This window comes from Myxococcus sp. AM009, assembly GCF_013372605.1.
Taxonomy (GTDB): Bacteria; Myxococcota; Myxococcia; order Myxococcales; family Myxococcaceae; genus Myxococcus; species Myxococcus vastator.
Map to the genome: position 1 here is coordinate 1 of NZ_JABXEP010000010.1, position 25,932 is coordinate 25,932.

At 70.0% G+C, this 25,932-nt stretch carries 26 protein-coding genes; 12 read left to right on the forward strand and 14 right to left on the reverse strand.

Features of this window, described 5'->3' with window-relative positions:
• On the forward strand, positions 1–905 hold a 905-nt coding region (locus tag HV824_RS04275), incomplete at its 5' end, for a hypothetical protein (protein WP_176422718.1).
• Positions 906–940: 35 nt separating this feature from the next.
• Here HV824_RS04275 and HV824_RS04280 read toward each other — a convergent pair.
• Together HV824_RS04280 and HV824_RS04285 are read right to left on the reverse strand one after the other, a co-directional pair.
• Positions 941–1,711 (reverse strand): class I SAM-dependent methyltransferase, encoded by a 771-nt coding sequence (locus HV824_RS04280; RefSeq protein WP_176420034.1) that lies wholly within the window; start codon positions 1,709–1,711, stop codon positions 941–943.
• 32 nt (positions 1,712–1,743) lie between these two features.
• Positions 1,744–2,208 carry a thioesterase family protein gene (locus tag HV824_RS04285; protein ID WP_176420063.1) on the reverse strand — a complete coding sequence of 155 codons (465 nt, stop codon included), beginning with the start codon at positions 2,206–2,208 and terminating at the stop codon, positions 1,744–1,746.
• Between the two features lie 185 nt (positions 2,209–2,393).
• On the opposite strand from HV824_RS04285, the gene HV824_RS04290 reads away from it, so the two are divergent.
• Entirely contained in the window at positions 2,394–4,229 is a 1,836-nt protein-coding gene (locus HV824_RS04290) for a metallophosphoesterase (protein WP_176420035.1), read from the forward strand.
• A gap of 81 nt (positions 4,230–4,310) precedes the next feature.
• On the forward strand, positions 4,311–5,027 hold the full coding sequence (locus HV824_RS04295) for a hypothetical protein (protein WP_176422719.1): 717 nt from the start codon (positions 4,311–4,313) through the stop codon (positions 5,025–5,027).
• Here HV824_RS04295 and HV824_RS04300 read toward each other — a convergent pair.
• Complete coding sequence (locus tag HV824_RS04300; RefSeq protein ID WP_176422720.1) at positions 5,024–6,460, reverse strand: PLP-dependent aminotransferase family protein; 1,437 nt, start codon at positions 6,458–6,460, stop codon at positions 5,024–5,026. The two genes, HV824_RS04295 and HV824_RS04300, sit on opposite strands and share 4 nt — an antisense overlap.
• A 207-nt stretch (positions 6,461–6,667) precedes the next feature.
• On the opposite strand from HV824_RS04300, the gene HV824_RS04305 reads away from it, so the two are divergent.
• Positions 6,668–6,976, forward strand: coding sequence for a DUF2917 domain-containing protein (locus HV824_RS04305; protein ID WP_255207756.1), 309 nt, complete (start codon positions 6,668–6,670; stop codon positions 6,974–6,976).
• A gap of 99 nt (positions 6,977–7,075) precedes the next feature.
• Here the strand turns inward: HV824_RS04305 and HV824_RS04310 are convergent, their stop codons facing one another.
• Positions 7,076–8,485 carry a discoidin domain-containing protein gene (locus tag HV824_RS04310; RefSeq protein ID WP_176422721.1) on the reverse strand — a complete coding sequence of 470 codons (1,410 nt, stop codon included), beginning with the start codon at positions 8,483–8,485 and terminating at the stop codon, positions 7,076–7,078.
• 306 nt (positions 8,486–8,791) lie between these two features.
• On the opposite strand from HV824_RS04310, the gene HV824_RS04315 reads away from it, so the two are divergent.
• A complete protein-coding gene (locus tag HV824_RS04315; protein ID WP_176422722.1) occupies positions 8,792–9,589 on the forward strand; it encodes a hypothetical protein in 798 nt (265 codons plus the stop codon).
• Between the two features lie 91 nt (positions 9,590–9,680).
• On the opposite strand, the gene HV824_RS04320 is transcribed toward HV824_RS04315, so the two are convergent.
• A complete protein-coding gene (locus HV824_RS04320; RefSeq protein ID WP_176422723.1) occupies positions 9,681–10,670 on the reverse strand; it encodes a PD40 domain-containing protein in 990 nt (329 codons plus the stop codon).
• Positions 10,671–10,754: 84 nt separating this feature from the next.
• On the opposite strand from HV824_RS04320, the gene HV824_RS04325 reads away from it, so the two are divergent.
• Both HV824_RS04325 and HV824_RS04330 read left to right on the forward strand, forming a co-directional pair.
• A complete protein-coding gene (locus HV824_RS04325; protein WP_368671007.1) occupies positions 10,755–11,603 on the forward strand; it encodes a helix-turn-helix transcriptional regulator in 849 nt (282 codons plus the stop codon).
• 116 nt (positions 11,604–11,719) lie between these two features.
• A complete protein-coding gene (locus HV824_RS04330) occupies positions 11,720–12,433 on the forward strand; it encodes a class I SAM-dependent methyltransferase (RefSeq protein ID WP_176420042.1) in 714 nt (237 codons plus the stop codon).
• Between the two features lie 103 nt (positions 12,434–12,536).
• Here the strand turns inward: HV824_RS04330 and HV824_RS04335 are convergent, their stop codons facing one another.
• From HV824_RS04335 to HV824_RS04375, 9 genes are all read right to left on the reverse strand, one after another.
• Positions 12,537–13,154: a hypothetical protein gene (locus HV824_RS04335; RefSeq protein ID WP_176420043.1), complete on the reverse strand. Its 618-nt coding sequence runs from the start codon at positions 13,152–13,154 to the stop codon at positions 12,537–12,539.
• 86 nt (positions 13,155–13,240) lie between these two features.
• Positions 13,241–16,306 (reverse strand): serine/threonine-protein kinase, encoded by a 3,066-nt coding sequence (locus HV824_RS37935; RefSeq protein WP_176422724.1) that lies wholly within the window; start codon positions 16,304–16,306, stop codon positions 13,241–13,243.
• On the reverse strand, positions 16,303–17,208 hold the full coding sequence (locus tag HV824_RS04345; protein WP_255207757.1) for a transcriptional regulator: 906 nt from the start codon (positions 17,206–17,208) through the stop codon (positions 16,303–16,305). The genes HV824_RS37935 and HV824_RS04345 overlap by 4 nt, the downstream gene beginning before the upstream one ends.
• 200 nt (positions 17,209–17,408) lie before the next feature.
• The gene (map, locus tag HV824_RS04350) at positions 17,409–18,404 is read right to left on the reverse strand and encodes a type I methionyl aminopeptidase (protein WP_176422725.1); all 996 of its coding nucleotides are present in this window, start codon (positions 18,402–18,404) and stop codon (positions 17,409–17,411) included.
• A complete protein-coding gene (locus tag HV824_RS04355) occupies positions 18,401–18,622 on the reverse strand; it encodes a hypothetical protein (RefSeq protein ID WP_176420046.1) in 222 nt (73 codons plus the stop codon). Before HV824_RS04355 ends, map begins: the two co-directional genes overlap by 4 nt.
• Before the next feature lie 120 nt (positions 18,623–18,742).
• A complete protein-coding gene (locus HV824_RS04360; RefSeq protein WP_176422726.1) occupies positions 18,743–19,006 on the reverse strand; it encodes a TraR/DksA C4-type zinc finger protein in 264 nt (87 codons plus the stop codon).
• Positions 19,007–19,170: 164 nt separating this feature from the next.
• Entirely contained in the window at positions 19,171–19,818 is a 648-nt protein-coding gene (locus HV824_RS04365) for an START domain-containing protein (protein WP_255207758.1), read from the reverse strand.
• Between the two features lie 156 nt (positions 19,819–19,974).
• Positions 19,975–20,214, reverse strand: coding sequence for a hypothetical protein (locus HV824_RS04370; RefSeq protein WP_176420049.1), 240 nt, complete (start codon positions 20,212–20,214; stop codon positions 19,975–19,977).
• Entirely contained in the window at positions 20,211–20,828 is a 618-nt protein-coding gene (locus HV824_RS04375; protein WP_176422728.1) for a hypothetical protein, read from the reverse strand. The genes HV824_RS04370 and HV824_RS04375 overlap by 4 nt, the downstream gene beginning before the upstream one ends.
• 109 nt (positions 20,829–20,937) lie before the next feature.
• Here HV824_RS04375 and HV824_RS04380 point away from each other — a divergent pair, with 109 nt between their 5' ends.
• The 5 genes from HV824_RS04380 to HV824_RS04400 all read left to right on the forward strand — a co-directional run bounded on the left by HV824_RS04380 (position 20,938) and on the right by HV824_RS04400 (position 25,766).
• A complete protein-coding gene (locus HV824_RS04380; protein WP_176420051.1) occupies positions 20,938–21,489 on the forward strand; it encodes a glutathione peroxidase in 552 nt (183 codons plus the stop codon).
• Between the two features lie 95 nt (positions 21,490–21,584).
• Positions 21,585–23,093, forward strand: a complete 1,509-nt coding sequence (locus HV824_RS04385) for an HAD-IG family 5'-nucleotidase (RefSeq protein WP_176420052.1) — start codon at positions 21,585–21,587, stop codon at positions 23,091–23,093.
• 106 nt (positions 23,094–23,199) lie between these two features.
• Positions 23,200–23,688 carry a hypothetical protein gene (locus HV824_RS04390; RefSeq protein WP_176420053.1) on the forward strand — a complete coding sequence of 163 codons (489 nt, stop codon included), beginning with the start codon at positions 23,200–23,202 and terminating at the stop codon, positions 23,686–23,688.
• A 160-nt stretch (positions 23,689–23,848) separates the two neighbouring features.
• A complete protein-coding gene (locus tag HV824_RS04395) occupies positions 23,849–25,279 on the forward strand; it encodes a serine/threonine-protein kinase (protein ID WP_255207759.1) in 1,431 nt (476 codons plus the stop codon).
• Positions 25,280–25,394: 115 nt separating this feature from the next.
• Positions 25,395–25,766 carry a HEAT repeat domain-containing protein gene (locus HV824_RS04400; protein WP_176422729.1) on the forward strand — a complete coding sequence of 124 codons (372 nt, stop codon included), beginning with the start codon at positions 25,395–25,397 and terminating at the stop codon, positions 25,764–25,766.
• Positions 25,767–25,932 lie beyond the last annotated feature (166 nt).

Below are 25,932 nucleotides of genomic sequence, written 5' to 3' on the forward strand. Positions count from 1 at the left end.
ACCGGGAGGTCCGCTTCGGGCGCGGCGTCCAGCGGCGGGCGCCCCCCGCGGCCATCGAGCCCGAAGCGGACCTCCCGGTGCTCGACCTGACGCCGCTGGACGCCGCGCCCGAAGCGGACCTCCCGGTGCTCGACCTGACGCCGCTGGACGCCGCGCCCGCCCCCGCCGCGGCGACTGACGCCGAGGACGAGCCAGAGGTCGCCCTGGGCAACTACCGCCAGCTCTTCGAGCTCCGGCTGCACCCGCTTCCAGAGGACCAGCGCATCGCCCACGCCCACGCGGCGGAGGACCCCGTCCTCTCCGCGCTGTGCTTCGACCCGGTGCCCGCCGTCATCAAGGCCGTGCTGGAGAACGCGCGCACGGGCCTGCCCCATGCGCGACTCGTCGCGCGCTACCACCGCAACCCCGTCGGCCTGGAGGCGCTGTGCGCCCGGGCGGCCTTCGCGGCGGACACGGGGGTGCGGCGCTGGCTCGTGCGCAACCCGCAGCTCCCCGCAAGCCTCTTCCGGCGGCTATGGAGCGCGCGCCGGCTCATGGAGCTGCACAAGGTAGGCAATGACCGCGACGTGCCAGAGTCCACGCGGCGCGCGGCGCGCGAGGTGCTCCGCCAGCGCTTCGCCAGCGGCCCCGCGGAGGAGAAGGTGGAGCTCATCCTCAACACGGAGGGCCGCGCGCTGGCGGCGCTCATCGGCCTGCCGGTGGATGGGAAGACGGCGTCACTGCTGTGCGGCCGCACCTACCGCTCGCCCATGCTCATCCAGAACATCGCCCGCTGGAGCGCGGCCCCGCCGGCCCTCATCGCGCACCTGCTGAAGCAAGAGGCGGTGCGGCGTCAGCCCCCCCTGCGCCTGCTGCTCACCCGCCACCCGAACGCCCCCGCGGACGCGAAGCGCGGCGGCGCCTGAGCCTCACGCGGCGAGGCGTGCCTCCCCGCGAAAGCTCAGGCCCGCCGCGCCGTGAGGATGGGCTGATGGAAGCCCGTCTCCTCCGGCGTGTGCCAGCGCGTGTCCATCAGCCCCGCGCGCGTGAGCGCCCGCTCCAAATCCACGCGCTGGAGTGCGCGGTACACGCCGGTGTGCTCGGTGGTGTGCCAGCCCTTGCCCTCGGGGCGGAGGATGAACTGGCGCACCGTGTACGTCCGCCCGTCCGCGGCCCAGTCCCAGATTTGGAAGAGGATGCGACGGCCCTCGGGCGCCTCCAGGAGCCGCTCCGAGGTGAAGCGGGGCTGGCTCTGCGCCAGCGCGTCGGCGTCGCGCACGCTCAGCACCACCAGCCCGCCGGGCGCCAGCTTCGACGCCATGGCGCGCGCCGCCGCGTCCAGGTCCTCGTCCGTCAGCAGGTGGGTCACCGCGTTGTCCAGCGCCAGCACCACCGGGAAGGTGCCCTCCACCTGCGCGTCCAGCGTGCGCAGGTCCGCCACGCCCGTGGTGAGGTGTACGTTCAGCGCGCGCGCCTCGCGCTCGGCGCGCGCCACGGCGGCGGGGCTCAAGTCGGTGGCGTGGACGGTGTAGCCACGGCCCGCCAGCCCCAGCGCCTGGGTGCCGATGCCACACGCGCAGTCCAGCACGCGCCGGGGCGGCGGCGCCTCGCAGCGGCGCAGCAGCGCGTCCAGCATGGCGCCCTGCCGCTCCACCGTCTGCGGCCAGTTGGCGAAGAGCAGGTGATACTCCTCCGCCATGCCCTCGTAGAACCCCAGCGCCAGGTCGCTCATGGACGGCGCGCCGCTCGGAGACCGCCGCTCACTCACGAGCTGAAGGAGCGCCCCTCGAGCGCCTCGATGGCCGCGCGGAGCTCCGGCGGCACGGGGACCTTCTCGTGCGTGGCGTAGCGCAGGGTGACGATGACGCAGCTGCCCCGGGTGTAGATGACGCCGTCGTCCTCTCCGGCCACCGCGTGCTCCAGGGTGAGGGAGGACGTGCCGATGCGGGTGGCGCGGCAGCCGGCCACCAGGCGCGTGGGGAAGAGGACGGGACGCAGGTACTCCGCGTTGGTGGCCTTCAGGATGGGCCCCACGCCGTCGCGGTTCGTCCGCGCGTCCCCGGCGCCTGACGGGCCCGTCAGGCCGATGCGCGCGAAGTAGTGGATGCGGGCGGTCTCGAACCAGGTGAACGTGCGCGTGTTGTTGGCGTGGCCGAAGGCGTCCATCTCCCCCCAGTGGAGGGGGAAGGAGACAACCACCGGGAAATCCTTGAGCGGCGAGTCCGGCATGTCCCCAGGGTGCCCCACCCGGCGGCCCCAGGGAACCGCGAACCGCGCCCGCCTGGCCTCCAGGCGAGGGCCACGGCCGTGGTAATCCAGGACAGCCATGCGTTCACGACTGCACACGTCCTCGCCCGCGGCCCCCGGGCTCGGCTTCACCGTCCTTACCGGCCCCTTCCTGGAGCAGCCCGCTCATGGCCGCTGAACGTGAGCCAGTGGAGCCGCTGGAGCCGCCACGCGCGGACCTGCCCGCCGAGGATTTGCGCCCCTACGCCTTGTCCCCCCGCGAGGGCCTGCCGGCGTCGGACCGGAGCCTGGCGGCGCAACGCCGGAAGCGCGCGGACATGGTGCGCTGGCTTCACCCCGCGCAGCTCTTGCGCACGGGCCTGGACGCGGTGGTGGCGGCCGTCTTCGGCGCGCGCGCGGACCACCGGCTCATCGAAGCGGTGGTGCGGCCGCAAGTGCCCTACTTCGACTACTCGCAGGAGCCGATGCCGGAGGGCGGCTTCTGGCTGGATTACGTGTCGGACACCGGCGACGGCTGGAACTCCACCTACGCGGTGGCGCGGCTGCTGGCGCTGCCAGAGCTGACGCTGCCCGTGCAGGGCCAGCCCTCCGCGGAGCCCCACGCCACGCAGCGAGGACGGCTGCTCGTCTTCGGCGGTGACGGCGTGTACCCCGGCGCCAGCCGCGAGGTGTACGACGAGCGGCTGGTGCAGCCCTATGAGGCGGCCATGCGGCGCTCGCATGCGCCCAGCCCGGACCTGTTCGTGATTCCGGGCAACCATGACTGGTACGACGGGCTCGGCGCCTTCCTGCGGCTGTTCTGCGCGAGCCGGTGGATTGCCGGCCGGCGCACGCGGCAGAGCCGCAGCTACTTCGCGCTGAAGCTGCCCCAGCGGTGGTGGCTCATCGGCACGGACGTACAGCTCAACAGCGACATCGACGTGCCGCAGGTGGAGTACTTCCGCGAAGTGGCCAGCCACATGGGCCCCGACGACCGCATCATCCTCTGCAACGCGGAGCCCGCCTGGATTCTGGCCGCCACCGAGCGGCGCAAGGGCAGCTACCTGGAGAACAACCTGGAGTACCTCCAGGAGAAGGTGTTCGGCCGGCGCATCAACGTCTTCCTCGCGGGCGATTTGCACCACTACCGGCGGCACGAGGACGCTGGCGGGCGGCAGAAAATCACCGCGGGCGGTGGCGGCGCGTTCCTCCATCCCACGCACGCGCCCTCCGCCCACGTCCTGCGGGACGGCTACACGCTGCAGAAGAGCTTCCCGGACGAATGGACGTCCCGGAAGCTGGCTCGGCAGAACCTGCTCCTCATCCGTCACAGCCCGCTGTTCGGGTTGTTGACGGGCGCGCTGTACCTGCTGCTGGCGCTGGCGGCCTACGCGGAGGTGGGCTCCTTCGGAATGTCCCAGCTCTCGGATGTCATCCTGGCGGTGGCCAACAGCATGGTGGCCCGGCCGTGGACGCTGGTGCTGGGCATGGGCACCATCGCCGGGCTCATCGGGCTGGCGGACTCGGCCTTCGGCAAGTGGCGCACGCTGGCGGGTACGCTCCATGGGCTCGGGCACATCGCCGCGGCCTTCTTCGTGGCCTGGGGCGCCACCTATTTCACCGTGAGCTGCCTGGGCGTGTGCCCAGAAATCTCCGCGGACGGCATCCACTGCGAGGCGGGCTGGTGGCACCTGGCGGGCAAGTTCCTGCTGTCCTCGGGCTTCACCTTCCTGGGCGGCTTCCTGGTGGGGCCCTTCGTCATGGGCCTGTACCTGTGGCTGAGCGTGAACCGCTTCGGCGCGCACTCCAACGAGGCCTTCATTTCGCTCGCGCTCCCGGACTGGAAGAACTTCCTGCGCCTGCGCATCGGTGAAGACGGGCGCCTCACTGTCTTCCCCGTGGGCCTTGAGCGCGTGCCCCGCAAGTGGAAGGAGACCCACGCGGGGCCTTACGCGCCCGCGTTCGACCCGGATGACCCGAAGGCCACCGCGCCCGTGCTCATCGAGCCTCCCATCCGCGTGTGAGCCGTGCCGCCACCGGCCGCCCACCGTCCCGGAAGCGCCTCGGCCATCCCCAGGCGTCCAAGTCCGGAGTAGACAGAGGCCATGAGCGCCCCTGTCTTCATCTATCTGACGCCTCCCGAAGGGCTCGTGCCCCTGCTGACCCCGGCGCGGCTCGCGGCCTTCCGCGAATGGCTCTGGCGGGAGAACACGGAGCACCTGAGCGCGGAGGAGCTGGCCGACATCGATTCGGACGAGGAGCTCAAGGCCCTCCTCGCCTTCGTGGACCACCTGCTCCAGCAAGGCTCCGAGTCCCTGCGCAAGCCCCCCACCCGCCACGCGGACACGATGCTGGACCTGCTCGACGAGCTGTCCGACTACTTCACCCGCGAGGAGACGGGCACCCCGGAGGGCATGGAGCTGGCGACGGACCTCAAGCCCACCGACAAGCAGGTCCGCGCCTCGGACGTCGTCATCGCGGTGAACTGCCCCAAGCGGACGTTTGAGCTGTGGCGGCACCTCGTCTGGGGCCGGGCCCCGGACCGCGTGGTGGCGGAGGGCATCGGCCTGCGGCGCAACTTCCCCTCCATGGGCTACTGGACGTCCAACGAGGTCCGGCAGGTACGCGACGACCTGCGCCAGCACCTGGGCGAGGCCCCCGACTACCCGCCGCTCACCGGCAAGGGCCGCTTCATGACATCGCTCCGCCTGAAGCTGACACGGACCGGCAGGGGAGGCGCCCCCGCCCCGGCGATTGACGCCATCGCCCGCGCCGTCGACCGGGCGGCCCGGGAAGGCGCGGGCCTGCTGTTCGCGCGTTAGACCAGGCCGCGCGCCAGCGCCCCCAGCGTGGACAGCGCCGCCTCGATGCGCGGCGTCCACGGGTGGCCACAGCTCAGCCGGAAGCAGTGACGATACGACTCCATCCGCGCGGAGAAGATGGGCCCCGGGGCGATGCTGATGCCTGCCTCCAGGGCCTTCGCATGCAGCACCAGCGCGTCCACCTGCCGCGGCAGCTCCACCCAGAGCAGCGCGCCTCCCGTGGGCCGCGTCACGCGCGTGCCTTCGGGGAAGGACTCCGCCACGGCCTCCGCCGTGCGCTCCACCTGCGCGGCGAGCCGGCGGCGCAGGGAGCGCAGGTGTCTGTCGTAGCCTCCACTCTGAAGGAAGCGCGCAATCGCATACTGGGGCACCGTGGCGGTCGTCACGGAGGTGGAGAACTTGAGCAGCTCCACCCGCTCCCGGAAGCGGCCCGGCGCCACGTAGCCCACGCGGAAGCCCGGCGCGAGCGTCTTCGAGAACGAGCTGCACAGCAGCACGTTGCCGCGCGTGTCGAACGCCTTGCATGAGCGCGGGCGCTCGGCGTCGAAGTGCAGGTCGCCGTAGATGTCGTCCTCGATGAGCGGCACGTCATGCGCATCCAGCAGGTTCACCAGCCGCTGGCGCCGCACGTCGGGCATGCAGCTCCCCACCGGGTTGCTGAAGCTGGGCACCACCAGCACCGCGGCGATGCGCCGCCGCGTCAGCGCCGCCTCCAGCGCCTCCATCTGCATGCCGTTGCGCGGGCAGCAGGGAATCTCCAGCGCGCGCAGGCCCAGCGCCTCGATGGCCTGCAACGTCCCGTAGTACGCGGGGGACTCGATGGCGATGGTGTCCCCGGGCCTCGCCACCGCGAGCAGGCACAGGTGGATGGCTTCGGAGGTGCCGAAGGTGGTGATGAAGTCGTCCGCGGACAGCGAGCAGCCCCAGTCCAGGGAGCGGCGCGCGAGTTGCTGGCGCAGCTCCAGGCACCCGGGCAGCACGTCGTACAGGATGCTCCGGTCGCGCGCTTCGCGGCTGAGCGCGTTCAGCTCGCGGTACAGCCTGCGGACGGGCAGCAGCTCCGGCGAAGGCGAGGCGGCGCCCAGCTTCACCATGCGGTCGTCCCCCATGGATTGATAGACGCTCGCGACGAGCCCGCTCACGGTGACGGCCGTGGCGCTGGACGCGGGCCGGGACACCTGGGGCTCCGCCAGCCGGGGGCGCTCACGGCGGCGCACGTAGTGGCCGGACTGGGGGCGCGTCTCGACGAGCCCCAGGGACTCCAGGTGCAGGTAGGCCTGGAGGACGGTGGAGATGCTCACCCGTTCGCGCAGGCTGAGCTGCCGCACGGACGGCAGCCTGTCTCCAGGCAGCAAGGTCCCCGCGGAGATGGCATCCGCGAGCCGCTCGGCCACCTGCTCGTAGAGCTTTGCTTTGTGTGCCACCGCGCCCATGGCGCCTCCCAAAGTGAGCCGCTTCCACCACGGCCGGCATCGGAGACGAAAACGGGCCCGTTGCCCAGATACAGCTCCCGCCGATGACGACCAGCACAGCCTGTCAGGGCCAAATTGTGCCGGTCACAATCTCATCTGGCTGAATCTGTTCCGCAACCGCCAGGGGGCGCATGTTGGCCCCTGGAGGACGCGGTGATGTGGGACTGGATGAGGAAGGTGACGAAGCGGCTGCGGTGGGGAACGCGGCCTGCATTGAACACGGGCCCGATGCGGCTGGCCCAGGGCACCCCGTGGAGCGTGCGCACGCGCGGCGATGAGCCCCTGACGCTCACCTGCGCGGAAGGTACGCTGTGGCTCACCCGGGAGGGCGACGCGCGTGACTACGTCCTGTGGCCCGGGGACACCCTGCGGTTGGAGCACGCGGGGCATGTGGTGGTACAGGCCCTGCGGCCTTCACGCTTCTGCCTGACCGCCCCGAGTCCTTCGCGACGAACCGGCGAAGCCGGGCGCTCTTGAGCCCGCCCCGGTTCATGTCTTCCCGCGCACTGACACGATGGGCCCTCACTCCGGGCCACATTGAAAGCCCGGAGTGAGTCAGTGCGCGAGCGCCTGTTGCTATGAGCCGTACAACCTGAAGGATACGTCGTTGAAACGATCCGGGCTGTATCCCAGCCAGTACTGCCATCCCCCCGGATAGACGTCGTCGCATTTGGAGAAGGCGCCAGAATACTGGGACATCCGCACCAGCCTGAACGTATAGGCGCGGTCAGGCTGCAGCGTGACGCCCTGGTGGGTGAAGGAGAAACCGCGGAAGGCGGCGGGCACCCCGGCTGTCAGCGAGCCCAGCGTCACCGTCGTCGGAGAGGTCGCGAGCTTCGCGCCGCCCGTGCCCTCTCCGTCGTACACCTCCATGGCGTACGAAGTCGTGTAGTAGAGCTCCGGCTTGATCCAGACCTCAATCTTGTCAAGGTCAGTTGCCCCGTTCACACGGAAGCTCTGACCAATGGCATTGTTGATAGCCACGTTGGTGTTGCATCCCGCCGTGTCGACGGAGATGAGGAGCTCGGAGGGCGAAGGCGGCACACCGAAGACCTGGACCTCGGCGAGGCTCAAGGGGTCGGTGCCGTCGAGCTGCACGCGGACGAACCGCGCCGTACGGTTGATGGCGAAAATGGACTGCGCAGGAGCAATCCCCGTAAAGGAGAAGTCCTGCCAGTTCAGCCCGTCATCGGAGACCCGCACCCGGAAGTTCTGGAGCCGCTCTGAGCAGCAATCGGTGCGGTTGTAGACAACGACGGAGGAGATGGCGTGAACGCCCTCCAGGTCCACCTGCCACCACGGCTGCCAGGTGTTGTCGGTGTGGGTGACCGAGGCATGGTCAAAGGCCCCTTCAGTGTTGCCGTCCACCGCGCGTGACGCATCCGCGGAGTGGGTCGTGCTCGATTGGGACGCCGGCTTGCCGAGCGCGACGTTCCCATGAGCCGGAAGGACCTGGACCTCGGCGAGGCTCAGGGGGTCGGTGCCGTCGAGCTGCACGCGGACGAACCGCGCCGTACGGTTGATGGCGAACACGGACTGCGCAGGAGCAATCCCCGTAAACGGGAAGTCCTGCCAGTTCAGCCCATCATCGGAGACCCGCACCCGGAAGTTCTGGAGCCGCTCTGAGCAGCAATCGGTGCGGTTGTAGACAACGACGGAGGAGATGGCGTGAACGCCCTCCAGGTCCACCTGCCACCACGGCTGCCAGGTGTTGTCGGTGTGGGTGACCGAGGCATGGTCAAAGGCCCCTTCAGTGTTGCCGTCCACCGCGCGTGACGCATCCGCGGAGTGGGTCGTGCTCGATTGGGACGCGGGCTTGCCGAGCGCGAGATTGGGCGGACTGCTCAGCGCCAGCGTCGCCTGGTCAAGGCCACTGTCCTCGCGCGAGTCGGTGCTGGTGGTTTCCTGAGGCGCGCACGCGACGACGAGCGCGGCGCACGCAAGACCGATGAGCAGGTCGTGGCGAAATGTCAGGGATGAAGTCATGTTCCTCTCCGTGAATGAATAATGGCTCGAGCGCGCCCGAAACCAGAACAACAACAAACACTCGACACACCATGCATCCTGAAAACACTCAAGAAGAACGGCCTTTAATTCAAATGGGGTGCTTGAGACCCGGAGTCATATCACACTCCAAGTGAACACCGGGCATTCATTGATTCATCACAGGAAGGCGCCTCGAGCCGCGCCCATCATCGGCGGTGACACCCGGCCGCGTGCTCGTGATGGACTCCTGTGGTTTTGCGTGCTTGCTGGCGGCCACAGCAATGGGGCGGCATCCTGGACCACGCCATGCCCCGACTTGCTATCGTCCGCGCCATCATGCCCAGCGTCCCTGACTGTCGCCGCCTCGCCGCGCTCTTCACGCTCGTGCCTTCACTCCTCACGGCCCAGGCCGCGGAGGTCTCCCCGGCGGAACGGGTGGAGACCTCGCCGGGCCTGTCACCTGATGCCGTGCGGCGCGCCTTCGACAGCCAAAGTCAGACACTGGCCTCCTGCATGCGCCTGGTCTCCATCCAGCGCAAGAAGGACAACGCCCTGGAGTTCGTGCCTTGGAAGCCGTTACCCGACACGGATGACCGCCTCCGGGTGCGCTTCACCCTGAAGCCGGACGGCACGATTCTGGAGGAAGACAGGGGGCCGGAAGCCCATGACGTGCGGTCGATGTTCCTCGACACCCGCTGCGCGGAGGAGAAGCTGACAGCCTGGTCCTTCCCGAGCTTCCCAGCGAACCCTGACGAGCGGGTGCAGGTAGAGCTGTGGGCGCGGTTCCGGACCACGGAGGCGGAACGGACGGCGGCAGCCACCCGGTTGCGCGACTTCTACAGCGGCCTCTGCAAGTCACTCTCCGCACTGAAAGTCACTCAACAGCCGCGGGCCGGCGTGGAATGGCGCGCCACCATCAAGCGCTTCCTCGCCGAGCACGGCGCGCACGTCGACCCGAGCATCCGCGGTGCCATGAAGGCGGTCGGAGACATCGCGGGCTCCGACCTGCCGGGCGCCATCACGATTTATGAGCGCAGCATGGAAGAGTCGCTCGCCACGACCCTGCCATGCCCGAAGCTCCGCGCCTGGGTGAAGGAGGGGTGAGCCCCAGGCCGCCCCTCTCCTCGCCGGCGCACGCAAAGCACTTCGCGCAGGTTGCGGAACCCGGCGGCCAGGATGTGCTCCGCTGCCGGGTTCACAACCCCAGCGCGCTCATGGGGATGCGGTACATGTCCCCCGTGCCGCGGCCAATGCCCTGGACGGCGCTGTCATCCCGTGGCGCATCGAAACGTGCCCCCACGTCACCCGTGAAGGGGCGCGTGCTGCTGAAGTAGAGCCACCTCCCGTCGGGGGAGACGCTGTGGTTGTAGTCGCTCGCGGGCGTGTTGATGCCCTCGCAGAGCCGGCGCGCAGGCGTCCACGCGCCATCCACCTTGCGGCTGAGGAACAAGTCGTATCCGCCCAGGCCGTCTTCCCGCCGCAGTGCACTGAAGATGAGGTAGCGCTCATCAGGCGCAATCCACGGCTCGAGCTCATGGACCGACGAGTTGATGGCGGGCCCCAGGTTCTCTGGCGGCTGGTAGGCGCCGTCGACCCAGCGGGAGACCCAGAGGTCGCTGCCCCCCAGGGTGCCGTCTCGCTCACCCCCGAAGTAGAGATTGCCATTGGCGGCCACGGCTGGTGACCACTCGTCGCGGTGCTTGTCATTGACGGGGGCCGGAAGGCGTCGCGCGTCCCCCCATGCTCCGTCGGCGCCCAGCGACGCGGCCCAGATGTCATACGAGCTTCGGGGGCCTTGCTCCCCAGGCTCGGGACGGTTCGAGATGAAGTACACCGTGCGCCCGTCGGGCGAGAGGTGTGGGTCCGCGTTGCTCCACTCCGTGGCGAAGCGAGGGAGCACCGGACGGGACCAGTGCCCTTCAGCGGTCAGCTGCGTTTCGTAGAGCGTATATTGTTCGAAGCGGTCATCTGCCCTGCCAAAGAGCACGCGTCGCTGGTCTGGCGAGAAGGCCATGAAGAAGTCCCAGGCCCCGGTGGTGAAGAGCCCCGCGCCGTAGAGTTCGGGCGTGCAGGTGCCCTCGTGACGCTTCAGCGCCTCCGCGGGCCGCCCACCGTGTGCGCCACACCCCAGCTCCCAGAGCGTCATCATCAAGAGCACGCCTCGCATCGACGACATCCCCGCCATGTACGGCTCCTCCTGGGCCTTGCTTCAGCACCACGGCGGTCGGGATAGCATCGGCCCATGAGGCGAAACTTTGGGAATGTTGCGGTGCTTCCCGAGCGGGCTCCTGGCTATCACGCGCTCAGCGCGGACGACGCCGTCGACATCAGGGACTGTGTCTGCCGAGCAGGCACGCGAAGTCCCATCTTCGGCGGCGAGCACGCTCGGGTCTGCATCAGCGTCGTGCTGTCCGGCGCGTTCCATGTCCGGAGCCCCGAGGGGGTCGCGGTGGTGGGGCCGGGCGCGCTGCTGCTCGGGAACCGGGCGGCGCCGTATGAGTTCCGGCACGTCGATGATGGTGGAGACCGCTCGCTCGTCATCGAGTGCTCGGACGCGCTGCTGGACGATGCCCTCCGCTCGCTGGGACGCTCCTCGCGAGCAACGCGCCCCTTCGCGCGCGTCTGCGCTCCGGCGTCGCTCACCTCGGTGAACGCCGTCCTCCTGGCGCGACAAGCACTTGAGAGTGGCCAGGTGGAGGACCTGCGAGAGGCGGCACTGGCGGTGGTGGACGCGGGGGTGACGCTGGGAAGCAACCCGACGGAGACACGGGTGGAGGTCTCCGACCTCCAGGCGCGCAGAGTGGCCCGGGTCCTGCGATATCTCGAATCAAAGTTCATGGAGGACTGCTCGCTGGACACGCTCGCGGACGTCGCGGGGCTCACGCGCTTTCACTTCCTGCGCATGTTCCGAGCAGTGACGGGGCAGACACCCCGCCAGCTCGTCATCGCCACGCGGCTAGGCATGGCGGCCTCGGCGCTGCGCGGCAGCCGTGCGCGAATCACCGATGTCGCCCTGGAGGCCGGCTTCGGGGACCTGTCCCACTTCACGACGAGCTTCACGCGAGCGTTCGGTCTCTCGCCTCGTGCCTACCGCGCTCGCGCGCTCAAGCCCGCCTGACCGCCGCGGCGGGCGGTGCTCGCGTCCCCGCCGATTCAACCTGAATCCCCGCTCTCCCGAACATCGAGGCCGCGACGCATCCTCGGGCTCCATCTGCTTTCCCCCGAGGTCCCCGCATGACGCATGAGCACTCCGCCCACCACCTCGTCGTTGCGGGCTTCGGCGCGGACCGCGCCCCCCACTACGACGCCCAGGCCGCCATCAACCTCGCGGGCGCGCCAGCCATCTATGAACTCGGCGCCAGCGCGCTGACGGCCCAGCTCGACGGGCAGGACGCCGCATCCATCCTCTTCGTGGGCGTGGGCACGGGCGCGGAGCTGGTGCCCTACCACCGCTTTGAGGTTCCGGGCTGGCGCTTCACGGGCGTGGAGCCCTCGGAGCCCATGCTCGCCGTCGCTCGCAAGCGGCTGGAGGACGAGGGGCTGCGCTCACGCACCCACCTGCACCAGGGCGCGCTGCACACCCTGCCCGCCAGCGCCCCGTTCGACGGCGCGCAGGTGATGGGCGTCCTCCACCACGTGGAGGGCGAGGAGGCCCGCATGGCGCTGCTGCGCGAGGTGACGCGGCGGCTCAAGCCGGGGGCGCCGCTGGTCCTGGGCTGCCGCGTCGGCATGGACCCCGTGCTGACGGACATCGAGCTGCGGCGGCTGCGGGCCTGCGGCGTCTCCCCGGAGGCCCTGGAGCGGCGGCGCCAGATGTCCGCCCAGATGAAGCCCATCCCCTCCGACGCCGCGCTCTTCGACATGTTCGCGAGGGCGGGACTGGTGGAGCCTCGCACCCTCTTCGTGTCGCTTCAGTACAAGGTCTTCCTGGCGCGCAACGCGCCCTGAGCGCGACCGGACGAACCCGGAGCGGGCGGCCGGAGGAGTCCGGCCGCGCGCGCTCACGGGCTCACGCCACGGAGGAGGAGCACGTGAGAGTGAGCCCTGGCGCTCACCCGCTGCAGCTCGGCTGCCCCGTCATGGGCCTGTTCGTCGTCGTGGCACAGGAGCAGATGCCGCTCCGGCACTTGAACGAGGCGCTCTCCTCACACAGGTCATTCACCCGCTTCCAGCGGAGGATGGCCCCCCCCGAGCTGTCCTGGTCCTGGGTGAAGAGCTCGTCGCCCCGGACCGCGAAGGCGTGGACCTCGGTGAAGAGGTTGTCCAGCGGCCCCTCGCTGGAGTCGTCGCACGCGGAGGCCCGGGTCAGCTCCAGCTTCCCGTTGCTCACCTTCCAGGTGCCCAGGTAGTTGTTCCAGCTTCCCCCCAGGAGGATGACGGAGCTGCCACGGAGGACCATCGCCGCGTCGTAGCCGCGGCCCTGCTCGACGCGGTAGGTGCCCTCCCGGAGGGTGCCCCCCGTCAGCGGCGGTGCGTTCGTCACCTCGGTGGTGTCCGCGCTCCACGTCGTGCACCACCCCACCGCGGAACACTGGAGCGCGTCGCCGCCGCCTCCGTCACCGCCGCCGCCTCCTCCTCCGTCACCGTCTTTGTCGTCTCCCTTGGAGTCACCACACGCCACAGCGAGGAGTGAGAGCGACAGCACGAACGCACGCGTCAGGTTCTTCATCGGAACTTCCCGGAAAAAGGTTCATGGGGATTTGCCCCACGACAAAGAGACAGCCCGGGAGTCATCGTTGCGTCGAAATCGGACGGCTAGCGCGGACAGCGGTCCTTTTCGGCTCGAGCCTCGGCGACTTCACCGGGGTAGGCCTTGCGCCAGGGCGCCCACTCCAGCCACGCCCTGCGCGCCTCCTGACACGCCTCGCCAGACGCCCCGGACAGACGCAAGGCCTGGGCGAGCCGCCGCCGCGCCAGGGGAACCCGCGCGGACGCCACCTGTTCGCTCGCGAGCGCCGCCAGCGCCGCCCTCAAGGGCGCCGCCGCCTCCGCTGGCTCGCGCCTCGCCAGATGGATGTCGCCCAGCAGCACCAGCGCCTTGATGCGCTCCGGCGCCACCGGCCCCCAGTCCCGCTCCAGCCTCGCGAGCGCCCGCTCCGCGTGGCCCCGAGCCTCCTCGACGCGCCCCAGGAACAGCAGGGCATCCGCGAGCCAGCGCAGCCCCTCCCCCTCCAGCGCACCTCGCGCCAGCAACGACTCCTGGAGCGCGACGCCGCGCGCATGGAAGCCCCGAGCCTCCTTCGCGCGCCCCAGCAATCGCAACAGCCGCCCCACCTCGTGCAGGTCCAACGCGACCTCCGGATGCGTGGCGCCGTACACGCGCTCACGGTGGGCCAGGCTGCGCCGGGCCTGCTCCAGCTCGGCCTCGCGCGCGCCCAGCTCGCCCAGCACCCCCGTCCGGTTCGACGTCATGCCCATGAGCACCGCGTCCGCGCCCTCCGGCGGCACGCTCTTGCGAGCGACCGCGAGGCTCTGCTCCGCCGCGCGCAGCGCCTCCGGACCCCGCCCCCACTCGAAATAGATGACGGCCAGGTTGGACAACGTGCGCGCCACCACGAGGTGTTCCTCGCCCAGGCTGCGGCGGAGGCTGGCCAGCGCCCGCTGCAGGACGGCCTCCGCGCGGGCCAGCTCCCCCGCGTGCGCCAGCGTGCCGCCCAGGTTCACCAGGGCCCGGGCGGTGTCGCGGTGGTCGGGGCCATGCAAGTCCTCTTGAAGCCGCAGCGCCTCTTCCTGCCAGCGCTTCGCCTCCAGGAGCCGGCCCTGATGCCGGGCCAGCAAGCCCAGACGTCCGTTGAGCTCCGCGCGGGCAGCGGCATAGGAGACGCCCTTCGCCGTGACGCGGTCCAGCGCCTCGCGCAGCAGTGGCTCCGCCTCGGAGAAACGTCCCTCCTGCTCGAACAACTCGGCGCGGACATAGCTCAACAGCGCGTCGAACTCGGGGTCGCGCAGCGGCTCAGCCACCGCCTGAGCGCGGTTCAGAGAGGCCCAGGCCTCCTGTGTCCGTCCCAGGTCATGGCCACTCAACCACGCCTGGACATAGAGCACCCGGGCCAGCACGGCATGATGGCGCCCCGCCTCCGCGGCGAGGCCGGCCTGGACCAGCGAGGCTCGCGCATCCTCGAACGCACTGGCGTCTTCCTGGAGCGTGGCGCACAGCAGGTGGGCCTCCGCCTCCAGCGGGCGGTAGCGCGTGCGTACGGCCCGCTCCCGTGCCGCCAGCGCCACCTTCAACGCCTCTGGCGTATGCCCCGCGAGCAGCCCCGCGTTCGCCCGGGCCAGCTCCGCCCGGACCGCCGTTACCTCCAACAGCACGGCCGGGTCCTCCGGAGGCGCCACGGCCTCCATCAACGTCCTCACGTCCGAGCAGCGCCGCAGGCTCGCCAACGAGCCCCCCAGCCCGAAGCCGCGCGCCACGGTGCGGGCATCCGCCTTCTGGAGCGCCGCCACCACGCGGGTCACCTCCTCCAGCCGCTCGTCGAGGCAGGCCATGCGCAGGCCCAGGACCTGGTCTGGCTGCTCACCCCAGACCCGCGTGGCCTCGCAGGCCTCCTGGTGCTCGCGCGTCCAGTCCAGCTTCCAGCGCTCCAGCGCCGCCGCCACCGCGGAGAAGGACGCCTCCGCGTCCGGGGCGCTCGTGGCCAGGAAGGCCCTCCGGGTGGACTCCCGCATCCGCGCATCCCAGACGCCCGCGAAGTGCCGCTCACTGCCCTGACACAGCGCTTGAGGCGGCTGCCTGGACAGCAACCCGAAAACAGTCAGCCCCGTCAGGACCGCGCCCAGCATCACCAGGGCGACCGTGCGCCTGCGCGCCACGGGGTCCCGGGACAACCGCGCGCGCAGCGCCTCCATGGAGGAGAACCGCTCCGCGGGGTCGGCGGCGAGCCCGCGCCGGACGACGGCCCGCAGCCACGCGGGGACACCGGCGCGCTCCGGCCGCACGGCATTCCGCGCCACCTGCTCCAGCAAGGCCTCACGCGTATTTCCCTCGAAGGGACGCTGGCCGTTGAGCGCCTCGTAGAGCGCGACGCAGAAGGAGAACTGGTCCGAACGGGCGTCACCATGCTCGCCGCGGAGCTGTTCGGGCGCGCCGTAGGCCAGCGTGCCCAGCAAGGTCCCCGTGACGGTGAGGGACGCCGAAGTCACCGCGCCGGGAGCCGCCGCTCCGGGCACCAGGGTCGCGTTGGCCAGGCCGAAGTCAGTGATGCGGACGAGGCCCCCCTTCGTCAGCAAGACATTGTCCGGCTTGAAGTCCCGGTGGACGATGCCCAGCGCGTGCGACGCGGCGAGTCCATCCGCCGCCTGCCGGAAGCGCTCGAGCACCTCCCGGAGCGGGCGCGGTTGCTCCGCCAGCCAGCGCCGCAGCGTGCCGCCCTCCAGGAACTCCATCACCAGGAAGAGCTGCCCCTGGTACTCGCCCACGTCGTGGAGGCTGGCGATGTGCGGGTGGGACAGCTTCGCCATGATGCGGGCCTCGCGCTCCAGGCGTTGCCGCGCCAGGGCCAGCGAGTCCTCCTGGAACCGCTCCGGCTTGAGCAGCTTCAGCGCCACCTTGCGGTCCAGCTCGGGGTCATACGCGACATGAACCCGGCCCATGCCGCCCTCGCCCAGCAGCCCCAGCACCACGTAGCGCCCCACCCGCGTGCCCGTGGCGAGCGGCCCCACCTCCGCGAAGGAGGTCCGCGCCTCATCCGGGCTCAGCGCGGCGAGCACGCTCCGGCACTCGGCGCAGCCGGCAACGTGGGCACGCACCTGTTGCTCACGCTCGGAGGAGAGCTGGCCTTCCAGGTGGCGCGCGAGGTCGTTCTCGGCCGGGCAGCTCATTCCTTCGCCGCCAGGAGTCCGGACAGGCTCACGTCGAGGCGGCCATGAACGGCCCGCATCATGCTGTCCAGCTCCTCCTGGGAGAGCGACAGCCGCTCCGTCAGCCCCTCGTGGGTGCGCGTCTCCAGCAGCGCCTTCACCCCGGACAGCCGCCGGGACAGGGTGGACTTGTGCACGCCGTAGAGCTCCCCCATGCGCGCCAGCGACAGATGCTCGACGAAGTGGAGACGGAGCAACTCCCGGTCCTCGTCGTCCAGGGAGGCCACCGCCTGGACGAAGGCGGCGCGCACGTGCGAGCGGGACTCCTCGCGAACCAGCCCCAGCTCCAGCCCGCCTTGCGCGGGGTCCGCGGCCAGCATCTCCGCGTCCACCCGCGCCTCCCTCCCCTGGGCCTTTCGCATCCGGAGCGCGAGGCGCACCGCGGAGATGTTGACCCAGTGCAACAACGACCCCACGCCCGCATAGCCAAGGAGCCGGGGCGGCGAGTCGGGCCGAGGCATCAGCAGATTTCCCCGGAGCGCCTGAAGCACCTCATCCACGAACGTGGGCGAGGAATGGAGCCGTGCGAGCGAGCCATGCAGCTTGCGCAGGACCTGCGCTTCGAAGAGGTCCGCCGCCCCCGGCGTCCCTCGAGCGCAGGCGAGCGCAAGGGCAAGGTCCCGTGCGTGCAAACGTTCCAGCGCGACGACGGGGTCCTCCGCCTCGGAGAGCCGTGCCCCCAGGTGCCGCGCGAACACCAGGGGCTCGGGCGCCGAGCACTGAAGGGAGGCCGCCTCACGGAAGGCCAGGGCGAGCGCCCGCGGCGCCTCCGGCGCGGAGCGCAAGCGGCCCGCGGCGGCGGTGTCCATCGAACGAAGAACCGTCTCGAGAATCTCCTCGGGAAGAGCGCTGTCCGTACACATGAGATGGTGACTTCCCGTGACGATGAGACCACATCCCCCTCCCCGGAATCTCTAGCACGAATGCCTGAGCGGGCTCCCGGTCCCCGAGCGGCGCGCGCCTGCGCGGGGCCGCGCTCACCCGACGGGCTACGTCCCTGACAGCGACCGCCGGGGAGCCGGAGCGCGCGGCCGGAAGCACCCGGCCGCGCGCGTCCACGGGCTCACGGCACGGTGAGGATCTCCGCGCCCTGCTCGGTGACGAGCAGGGTGTGCTCGAACTGGGCGCTGCGGCTGCCGTCAGCGGTGACGGCGGTCCACTCGTCATCCCAGGTGCGGTGACCCCAGCCGCCCAGGTTGATCATCGGCTCGACGGTGAAAATCATGCCGGGCTGCATGACGGTGTCGGCCTCGGCTTCGTAGTAGTGCGGAATCTGGAGCGAGGTGTGGAATGTCTCGCCGATGCCGTGGCCGCAGTAGGCGCGCACCACGCTCATGCCGTTCTGGGTGGCATGCGTCTCAATCGCGCGGCCAATGTCGCTGATGGGCCGGCCCGGCTTCACCGCGGCGATGCCCCGCTCCAGGCACTCGCGCGTCACGCGCACCAGCCGCTGGCTCTCCTCGTCCACGTTGCCCACGAAGAACGTCGCCGAGCAGTCACCGTGCACGCCATCCAGGAAGATGGTGACGTCCAGGTTGACGATGTCGCCGTCCTCCAGCGCCCGGCTGTCCGGGATGCCGTGGCAGATGACCTCGTTCACGGACGAGCAGAGCGACTTCGGATAGCGGTGGTAGTTGAGCGTGCTCGGGTACCCGCCCCGCTGGATGTACGCCTCGTGGGTAATCGCATCCAGCTCGTCCGTGGTGATGCCCGGGCGCACGTGCGAGCCCACCTCCCGCAGCACCTCGGCGGCGGCCTTGCACGCCTTGCGCATGCGGGCGATGACGTCCGGCGTCTTGATGTCGGAGCCCACGTCCTTGCGCGACGGACGGCCCGTCAGCGCGTAATCCGGCCGGGGGATGTGGAGCGGCACCTCGCGGCGGGGGCTGATGACGCCCGGGCGGACGCCCTTGCGGAGGACGTCCGGGCCCTTCTTGCGCGCCTCGACGGCATCCGCGCCGCGGTGGCACTTCTTGTACTTGGTGCCACTGCCACACCAGCAGGTGTCGTTGGGCCCCGGAAGCACGGCGGGCGGGGTACGGGGAACGGCGGTAGTCATGACTCACCTCCAGCGCGGAGCTGCTCGGGCTTACGGGCGCGCATCCAGCGCACCACCTGGGGACGAAGCCAAAGCCGGGGCCGCCCCGTGCCCAGGTCCAGGACGGGCCGGGGCATGTCGGGATAGCGGCGCAGGTAGGTGCTGACGCTGTTGGAGTGGCGCAGGCGCAGCAACCCGGCCACCGCCTGAGCGTCAATCAGGTCTTCGGTCTTCACCATGGGACACATGTCGGGCGTGTCTATACCCCTAGACACGCACCCATGCACGGCTTCTTTCCCAGGCGGGGCGGCGTCACTGCTCGCCAGGCAACGCCGCCCGCCCGGGCAGGGAGCGGGCCTTCAGCGCGCCAGGGCGGCGCACGTCAGGCAGTGCCGGGCCTCTGGGACAGCGCGCAGCCGGTGCCGGCCAATGGCCCCGCCGCAGCGCGCGCACCGGCCGAACTCCCCCTGGGCGATGCGCGTCAGCGCCTCCTCGATGTCCCGCAGCTCCTGCGCCTCCGCCTGGGTGAAGGACAGCCCTCCCACCCCCGACGAGGCCCGGGCGCGCAGCCGATGTCTGCGTTGCCGCAATGCTTCCTGGGCCTCCCGAGCCAGCAGCTCCACGTTCGCCTCCCACTGCTGCCACCCCGGCCACTGCCAACCCGCGGCCCAGCGGGAGATAATGCTTTCAGGAAGCGTGCCTTGCGGTGCGCGGCGCGACAGCCCTGGAGGCGCGCAAGGCTTGCGTACTCCGGCCAGGGCCCCGCATCGGTTGCGGCGCGCTGGCGTCACTGCGCTTTCGCGCGGGACGCGGCGCGCTCCCGGGCGCGCTTCTCCACCGCGCGGAACGTGTCCTCCACGGCGTCCTTCTGCCCCATGCGCGCCAGGAAGCCAGGGATGGAGCCGGCCGGGTCCACGCTGAAGCGGTACACGGCATGGGACTTCCCCTCGCCGCGAGGCTCCACGCGCCAGCTCCCCTCGTTGAGCCGGATGCGCACCGTGCCGCGCCGCTGGGGGATGGCGTCCGGCGTCGCCTGCCAGCGCTGCGCGAACACCCCCGAGCCGTCCTCCGCCAGCTTGGACTCCAGCACCACGTCGCAGATGTAGTCGCGCGAGGACACCACCGGCAGGTCCAGCTTCGTGTACGTGCGCTGGCCCTCGTCCGGCAGGTCCTTCAGGATGCGGGACTCCTTCACGTACGGCATCCAGCGCCGGTAGGCGTCCACGTCCCGCAGCACCGCCTGGACGTCCGCGGCGCTCGCGGCCAGCTCGCCCTCCGCCCACACGTCCTTGGCCTCGGAGCCCGGGCGCGCGCGGACCTTCACCACGTAGGGCTTCTCCGCCACCGTCTTCCACGCCGCTTCGGCGCGGGCGGCTCCGGCGGCGAGCCCCAGCACACAGGCGGACAGGGCCGCCCCACTCCACAGCATCTTCATGCAAGCTTCCTTCGCGGCCCGGGCCGGAGGTGACAACACGTCAGCCTCCGACACCCGGGCGCGGCGGCGCATTCACGAAGGTGCAACAGGCCCCCGCAAGCACCGCCCCCGAGCCACCACTCAAGATGGCCCGGGGCGGCAAGCCCTCGCCGCGCCCTACGGCACGCGGATGGCCCGCCCGCCGAACGCCGGGCTGGCCATGACATCCATCGCCAGACGGTCGGCGTAGGGGCGGCCCAGCCGGCCGTAGGCCTCCGCTTCCTGGGCGGTGAGGACCACCCGCACCGTGAACTGGGCGATGCCTCCCACGACCACGTCGAGGAAGAGCGCCCCTTCCGCCGAGCGCACCAGCCGGTACATCAGCGGGCTCTGGATGAGGACCTGCTCCTCGCTCACGGAATCTCCGTCACCACCGCCTGGGAGACGGGCGCGTCGATGACCATCAGCTCCGGCACGCCGCCAGAGGTGTAGCCACCGAACTTGAAGCAGTCCGTGTCCGCCTCGCTGGTGCACTTCCACACGCCCGGGTCGCTGTCCACGGGCAGGCGCACGCACACGCCGGTGGCCGCCAGGTCCAGCGTCATCATCCGCAGCGGCCCTTCGAAGTTCTTCGCCGGCAGGCCCAGCGCCTGGCCAATCACCGCCGGGTCATGCGCGCCGTCCACCATCGACTTCTCGACGGCGGCCTGGATGGTCTCCGACGGCGCGGCGAACAGGTAACAGCCGCGGTCATTGCAGCGGCCAAAGTTCCGCGCGTTCGGCTTCACCACGAAGTTCTGGTACGCGGAGTCCGTCATCAGCCACGACACCTTCTTCCCGGGGAAGTTCTTCGCCAGGTGCTGCTCCACGCTCCACGGGCTGGCGCGCTCGTCGGCCTCGCGGGAGATTTGCGCCTGCTGCGCATCACAGGCCTGCGGCTGCGTCGGGGTGGGGGTGACGCCGCCTCCCGCGTGCTTGCAGCCGGACAGCAGGAAGACACCAAGGAGCAGGCTCCGAATCGTCCACGACATGGGCAGACCTCCAATGAGGGAAGGTTGAGAGGAGGTGATGGATAGTCGTCAATTCTGGATTTTACAATCTCCCCGGCCTACTCCCCACCGAGCGGTTATAGGGTGAGGCATGAGCCAGAACCTCTACGACATTCCCCTCAAGTCCATTGACGGTGCCCCGCAGTCACTGAGCCAGTTCAAGGGCAAGGTCCTGCTGGTGGTCAACGTGGCCTCCAAGTGCGGTTTGACGCCGCAGTACGAAGGCCTGGAGCAGCTCTACGAGCGCAAGCGCGCCGAGGGCTTCGAGGTGCTGGGCTTCCCGGCCAACGACTTCCTGGGCCAGGAGCCGGGCAGCGAGGCGGAGATCAAGGACTTCTGCACGCTGACCTACGACGTGAAGTTCCCGCTGTTCTCCAAGATTTCGGTGGTGGGCGCGGACAAGCACCCGCTCTACCACGCGCTGACGGGCGCCATCCCGGACGCCGTGGGTGAAGGCCCCATGCGCAGCCGGCTGCAGGGCTACGGCATCACCGCCAACCCCGCGCCGGAGGTGCAGTGGAACTTCGAGAAGTTCCTCGTGGGGCGTGATGGCCGCGTCGCCGCGCGGTTCGCGCCGGACGTCGCCGCGGACGACGCGCGCCTGCTGGCCGCCATCGACGCGGAGCTCGCGAAGCAGGCCTGAGCCGGCCGGGGTGCCGCTGGACTTCTGCCGTCCAGCGGACGGGCCCTGACGAAAGCAGTGACTTTTCGCGCGCTCCGGGGCAAGCCAGGGGGGCCATGAGCACGTTCATTCCTGGTCCCCCGCCCGAGCGCGGGCTGTTCTGCAACCGCACCCTCAACCTGCGCGCCATCAAGGCGGTGGGTTACGACATGGATTACACGCTCATCCACTACCATGTGGAGGCGTGGGAGCGCCGCGCCTACGAGCACATCCGCGACCGGCTCGTGGAGCAGGGCTGGCCGGTGGCGGACCTGTCGTTCGACCCCGAGCTGTCGATGCGCGGCCTCATCATCGACACGGAGAAGGGCAACCTCCTCAAGGCCAACCGCTTCGGCTTCGTGAAGAAGGCGCTGCACGGCACGCAGGCCATGAGCTTCGAGGCGCAGCGCGACGAATACGCGCGCACCATCATCGACCTGCATGAGCGGCGCTGGGTGTTCCTCAACACGCTCTTCTCGCTGTCGGAGGCGTGCATCTACGCGCAGCTCGTGGACCGGCTGGACGCCGGCCAGCTCCCGGGCCCCATGGGCTACTCGGACCTCTACGAGCACGTCCGGAAGAACCTGGACGCCACGCACATGCAGGGGCGGCTGAAGGCGGAGATCATCGCCGACCCGGAGCGCTACGTCATCGACGACCCGGAGACGCCGCTGGCGCTGCTGGACCAGCGCAACGCCGGCAAGAAGCTGCTGCTCATCACCAACAGCGAGTGGGCCTACACCGAGCCCATGATGCACTTCGCCTTCGACCGGCACCTGCCCGACGGCATGACGTGGCGGCAGCTCTTCGACGTGGTGATTGTCTCCGCGCGCAAGCCGGAGTTCTTCACCACGCGCTCGTCGCTCTTCGAAGTCGTGGAGTCCAGCGGCGAGGCGCTGCTGCGTCCGCACTCAGGCCCCTTCAAGCCCGGCACGCCGTACTTCGGCGGCAGCGCGGTGGAGCTGGAGCGCCACCTGGGCATGAGCGGTGACCAGATTCTCTACGTGGGCGACCACATGTTCGGCGACGTGCATGTCACGAAGAACGTGCTGCGCTGGCGCACGGCGCTCATCCTGCGCGAGCTGGAGGACGAGGTGCGCTCCATCGCCGCGTTCCGCGCCACGGAGACCCGGCTGGCCGAGCGCATGGTGGTCAAGGAGCGGCTGGAGGCGGAGAGCCGCCAGATTCGCCTGGAGCTCCAGCGGCGGCGCTTCCAGTACGGCCCGCGTACTGACACGCCGACGGAGGCGGAGCTGGTGGCGCGGCAGGCCACGCTGCGCGCGGAGGTGGAGGCGCTGGACGCGGAGCTGGGGCCCCTGGCGCGCGCGGCCACCGAGCTGTCCAACCCCATCTGGGGCCTGCTGACGCGCGCGGGCAACGACAAGAGCCACCTGGCCCGGCAGGTGGAGCGGTACGCGGACATCTACACGTCGCGCGTGTCCAACTTCCTGTTCGCCACGCCCTTCGTCTACCTGCGCAGCCCGCGCGGCAGCCTCCCGCATGACCCGAGCCTGCCCGGCGGCACCCCCGTCTTCGGCACCAGCGAGGCCGGCGGCGGCCTGTCCGGCGCGGACGGCGGGGAGTAGCCGGCGTCCTACCGGGCGGGGCGGATGTGTAGAGCCTTGGATTCATTGAACTTTCGTTCAGTGCCCCTCCGAGGCGAGGGCAGGCAGGCATCCGCCTCCACGGGGCATGTCAGACCGCCCCGGTATGAGTGCTCTTGTGAGCCACTCGACCGCGAACAGCTCTTCGACGCGCATCCTCGAGCAGCGCAACCTGCTTGGGGGAATGGACCTGGAACCGGTGCTGGGCGGCAAGGGCCGCAAGCGCGCCCGGCGCTTCCACGTCGCCTCGGAGCGGCGGGTGGGGTTCGCCGCGGCGCTGGCGCTGGTGGTGGAGCATGGCAAGCAGAAGGCGAAGGAGACGGGCGTCACGTCCCTGAGCACCTGCCCTCGCTGCGGCCACCGGGGCCCCACGGCGCAGGACTTCGGCTACCGCATCATGCGCGGTGAGCGCCGGCCCCAGTCCTGGTGCCGCGGCTGCCGGGGCCTGCACCTGGAGCCCACGGAGACGTCGCGGACCAGCAACAGCGCCCCGCGCGGCACGGACGGCTGGCTGTTCCCGCCGGAGAGCACCACCAGCACCCGCCCGCCCCGGCGTGGCAAGGGCTCGTCGACGTAGCGCCGGGCCCCTGGGCGCACGTCCTGGCGATCCCGTTCACTGCCGGAGGGGGCGTCACTGGAGGGTGCTCCGGAAACCGAGAGGTGTCCCTGACACCCTCCGTTCCAGGAAGTAGACTCGCCGCCAGCGTAGCGCCCCTCCTCTTTGCACGGGGTCTGCAATGGGACCTGGAACCCTGAATCCAGCACGTTTGCCACCCGGAACACGCGTAGGGCGGTGGCGCGTGCTGGAGCGCCGAGGGTGGGGGACCTACGGCGCCGTCTACCGCGCAATCAATGCAGCAGGCGACTCTGAGCCCGTTGCGCTCAAAGTCGCACTGCACCCAGGCGATGAGCGCTTCACTCGCGAAGCGGAACTCCTCGCTCGGATCCGCCATCGGAGCGTCCCGCGACTGGTGGACCATGGGAGCTGGCAGCAAGCGGCGGGCGCCACGCACCCCTACCTCGCCATGGAGTGGATAGAGGGCGTGTCCCTATCCGAGTGGGGGCGAGTGCGACGGACCACCTCGCGACAGGTGCTCAACGTCCTCGCCAGCCTCGCGAGTGCGCTTGAGGCCACCCACGCCGCGGGCGGGGTCCACAGAGATGTGAAGGAATACAACGTGCTGGTGCGTGCTACGGACGACCAGGTCTTCTTGATCGACTTCGGGTCAGGACACTACGTAGGTGCCGCCCCCCTCACGCCACCGCCGTTTCCTCCGGGGACGCCCCCCTATCGCTCACCAGAGGCGTGGCGCTCGGCGCGGCATCCCACGCGTGCGTCGACTTCCGCCTACGCACCCGGACCTGCGGATGATGTCTTCGCGTTGGGGGTAACAGCCTACCGGCTCGTAACCAACGAGTACCCGCTCGCAACGGCGCAACTGGATGATGCGCGCCACGCCTGGAATCCGAAGGGCCCGGGGGTTCACCCGCCATGCGCAGTCAACGGTCGATGCTGCGCGGAGTTGAGCGCGCTTGTATCCCAGATGCTGGCCGTGCAGCCCGAGGCACGCGGTAGCCCCCAAGCACTGGCCGAAGCGCTGACACGGGCCGCAACCCAGGCGGGCCCCGAGGCGGATCTGCCACTTTTTGACCAGGAGGACTCCCGGTCTAGCGACGCTGGGGCTGACGCCCACCACGCCGTGCCTCAAGCGTCCAGGTGGACTCGGTGGACATGGGTCACGGTAGCAGGCGCTCTGGGAAGCGCCATGGCACTTGGCGCAATGTGGATGCTGCGCGCGGACTCCGAGGGAGCCGAGCAGGCTCACGCATCCAAGTCCGAGGTCGTGAAGGATGGCGGCACGGTGGCCGTCGGAGACTCCGCATTGACGGCCCCGGGACCACTGCGGCGGGCTCCATCTGCGTGGTCAACCATCGCCGTAGAGCCTCCTCCCAGGCCCATCCCAGGCCAGACGCGAACAGATGCCGCAGGCCGCTGCCCAAGCAAGACACAAATCCCCATCAATGGTGGGTGTTGGGTGAAGCTAGACGTAGCGCTGAAGGATTGCGACCCAGACTGGAACTACATCGTCTACAAAGGCGCGTGCTACGGCCCCACGTTCCCATCCGCGCGACCATCTACCTCGGGCCCTTCAGAGCCACCCTTTTAAACACCTTGCTTGATGTAGTCGACGGGGCCGACAGTGAGGACACATGACGTTGCGACTTGTCGGCGCGGCTCGCCTCCTGGCGCGTAGCCCTTCTTCCGTGGTTCGGCGTCCTGCCATGAAGGCGCACGGACTCGGAAATCTCGATACCGCCCGGTTGGTGGACCATTTTCGGGAGGTCTCGGCGCGGCATGGGAGCCTGCTGAACGCACGGAAAACCCAGGCAGCCAACCGCGAGTACGACGCCGCCGCAGCAACTCGTGACGAGCTGAACACACGAGGGCCCGCCGCGCTGCCGCCCCTGCTGAACCTCCTGACGGCGACCGAGCCCGGAACCCGATACTGGGCCGCAACGGCTTTAGTGAAGTTTGCTTCCGAAAAGGCGGAGCGCACCCTGGAGGAACTGGCCGCGACGCCGATGAGCCAGGTCGGGCTCAGTGCCGCCCTGACGCTCCGGGAGTGGAAGAGCGGGAGATACCCACCCTCATGAAGTCGAACGCGCGCGAACGCATCCAGACAGCGCGCGGCATCTCTTCATCCCGGCAGGCAGGTGAGTAATGACCTCCGCCGTCCCCTGGAGGGGATGGAAAAGCCGGGGCGCCGTCCTTACCTCACCCGGAGGGAGGCAAAGAACCACCAGCACCCGCCCGCCCCGG

Coding starts and splice junctions, on each gene's coding strand:
- HV824_RS04280 (WP_176420034.1), bottom strand. CDS start 1,711: ATGAGCGACCTGGCGCTGGGGTTCTACGAGGGCATGGCGGAGGAGTAT.
- HV824_RS04285 (WP_176420063.1), bottom strand. CDS start 2,208: ATGCCGGACTCGCCGCTCAAGGATTTCCCGGTGGTTGTCTCCTTCCCC.
- HV824_RS04290 (WP_176420035.1), top strand. CDS start 2,394: ATGGCCGCTGAACGTGAGCCAGTGGAGCCGCTGGAGCCGCCACGCGCG.
- HV824_RS04295 (WP_176422719.1), top strand. CDS start 4,311: ATGAGCGCCCCTGTCTTCATCTATCTGACGCCTCCCGAAGGGCTCGTG.
- HV824_RS04300 (WP_176422720.1), bottom strand. CDS start 6,460: ATGGGCGCGGTGGCACACAAAGCAAAGCTCTACGAGCAGGTGGCCGAG.
- HV824_RS04305 (WP_255207756.1), top strand. CDS start 6,668: ATGAGGAAGGTGACGAAGCGGCTGCGGTGGGGAACGCGGCCTGCATTG.
- HV824_RS04310 (WP_176422721.1), bottom strand. CDS start 8,485: ATGACTTCATCCCTGACATTTCGCCACGACCTGCTCATCGGTCTTGCG.
- HV824_RS04315 (WP_176422722.1), top strand. CDS start 8,792: ATGCCCCGACTTGCTATCGTCCGCGCCATCATGCCCAGCGTCCCTGAC.
- HV824_RS04320 (WP_176422723.1), bottom strand. CDS start 10,670: ATGGCGGGGATGTCGTCGATGCGAGGCGTGCTCTTGATGATGACGCTC.
- HV824_RS04330 (WP_176420042.1), top strand. CDS start 11,720: ATGACGCATGAGCACTCCGCCCACCACCTCGTCGTTGCGGGCTTCGGC.
- HV824_RS04335 (WP_176420043.1), bottom strand. CDS start 13,154: ATGAAGAACCTGACGCGTGCGTTCGTGCTGTCGCTCTCACTCCTCGCT.
- HV824_RS37935 (WP_176422724.1), bottom strand. CDS start 16,306: ATGAGCTGCCCGGCCGAGAACGACCTCGCGCGCCACCTGGAAGGCCAG.
- HV824_RS04345 (WP_255207757.1), bottom strand. CDS start 17,208: ATGTGTACGGACAGCGCTCTTCCCGAGGAGATTCTCGAGACGGTTCTT.
- map (WP_176422725.1), bottom strand. CDS start 18,404: ATGACTACCGCCGTTCCCCGTACCCCGCCCGCCGTGCTTCCGGGGCCC.
- HV824_RS04355 (WP_176420046.1), bottom strand. CDS start 18,622: ATGGTGAAGACCGAAGACCTGATTGACGCTCAGGCGGTGGCCGGGTTG.
- HV824_RS04365 (WP_255207758.1), bottom strand. CDS start 19,818: ATGAAGATGCTGTGGAGTGGGGCGGCCCTGTCCGCCTGTGTGCTGGGG.
- HV824_RS04375 (WP_176422728.1), bottom strand. CDS start 20,828: ATGTCGTGGACGATTCGGAGCCTGCTCCTTGGTGTCTTCCTGCTGTCC.
- HV824_RS04380 (WP_176420051.1), top strand. CDS start 20,938: ATGAGCCAGAACCTCTACGACATTCCCCTCAAGTCCATTGACGGTGCC.
- HV824_RS04385 (WP_176420052.1), top strand. CDS start 21,585: ATGAGCACGTTCATTCCTGGTCCCCCGCCCGAGCGCGGGCTGTTCTGC.
- HV824_RS04390 (WP_176420053.1), top strand. CDS start 23,200: ATGTCAGACCGCCCCGGTATGAGTGCTCTTGTGAGCCACTCGACCGCG.
- HV824_RS04395 (WP_255207759.1), top strand. CDS start 23,849: ATGGGACCTGGAACCCTGAATCCAGCACGTTTGCCACCCGGAACACGC.
- HV824_RS04400 (WP_176422729.1), top strand. CDS start 25,395: ATGAAGGCGCACGGACTCGGAAATCTCGATACCGCCCGGTTGGTGGAC.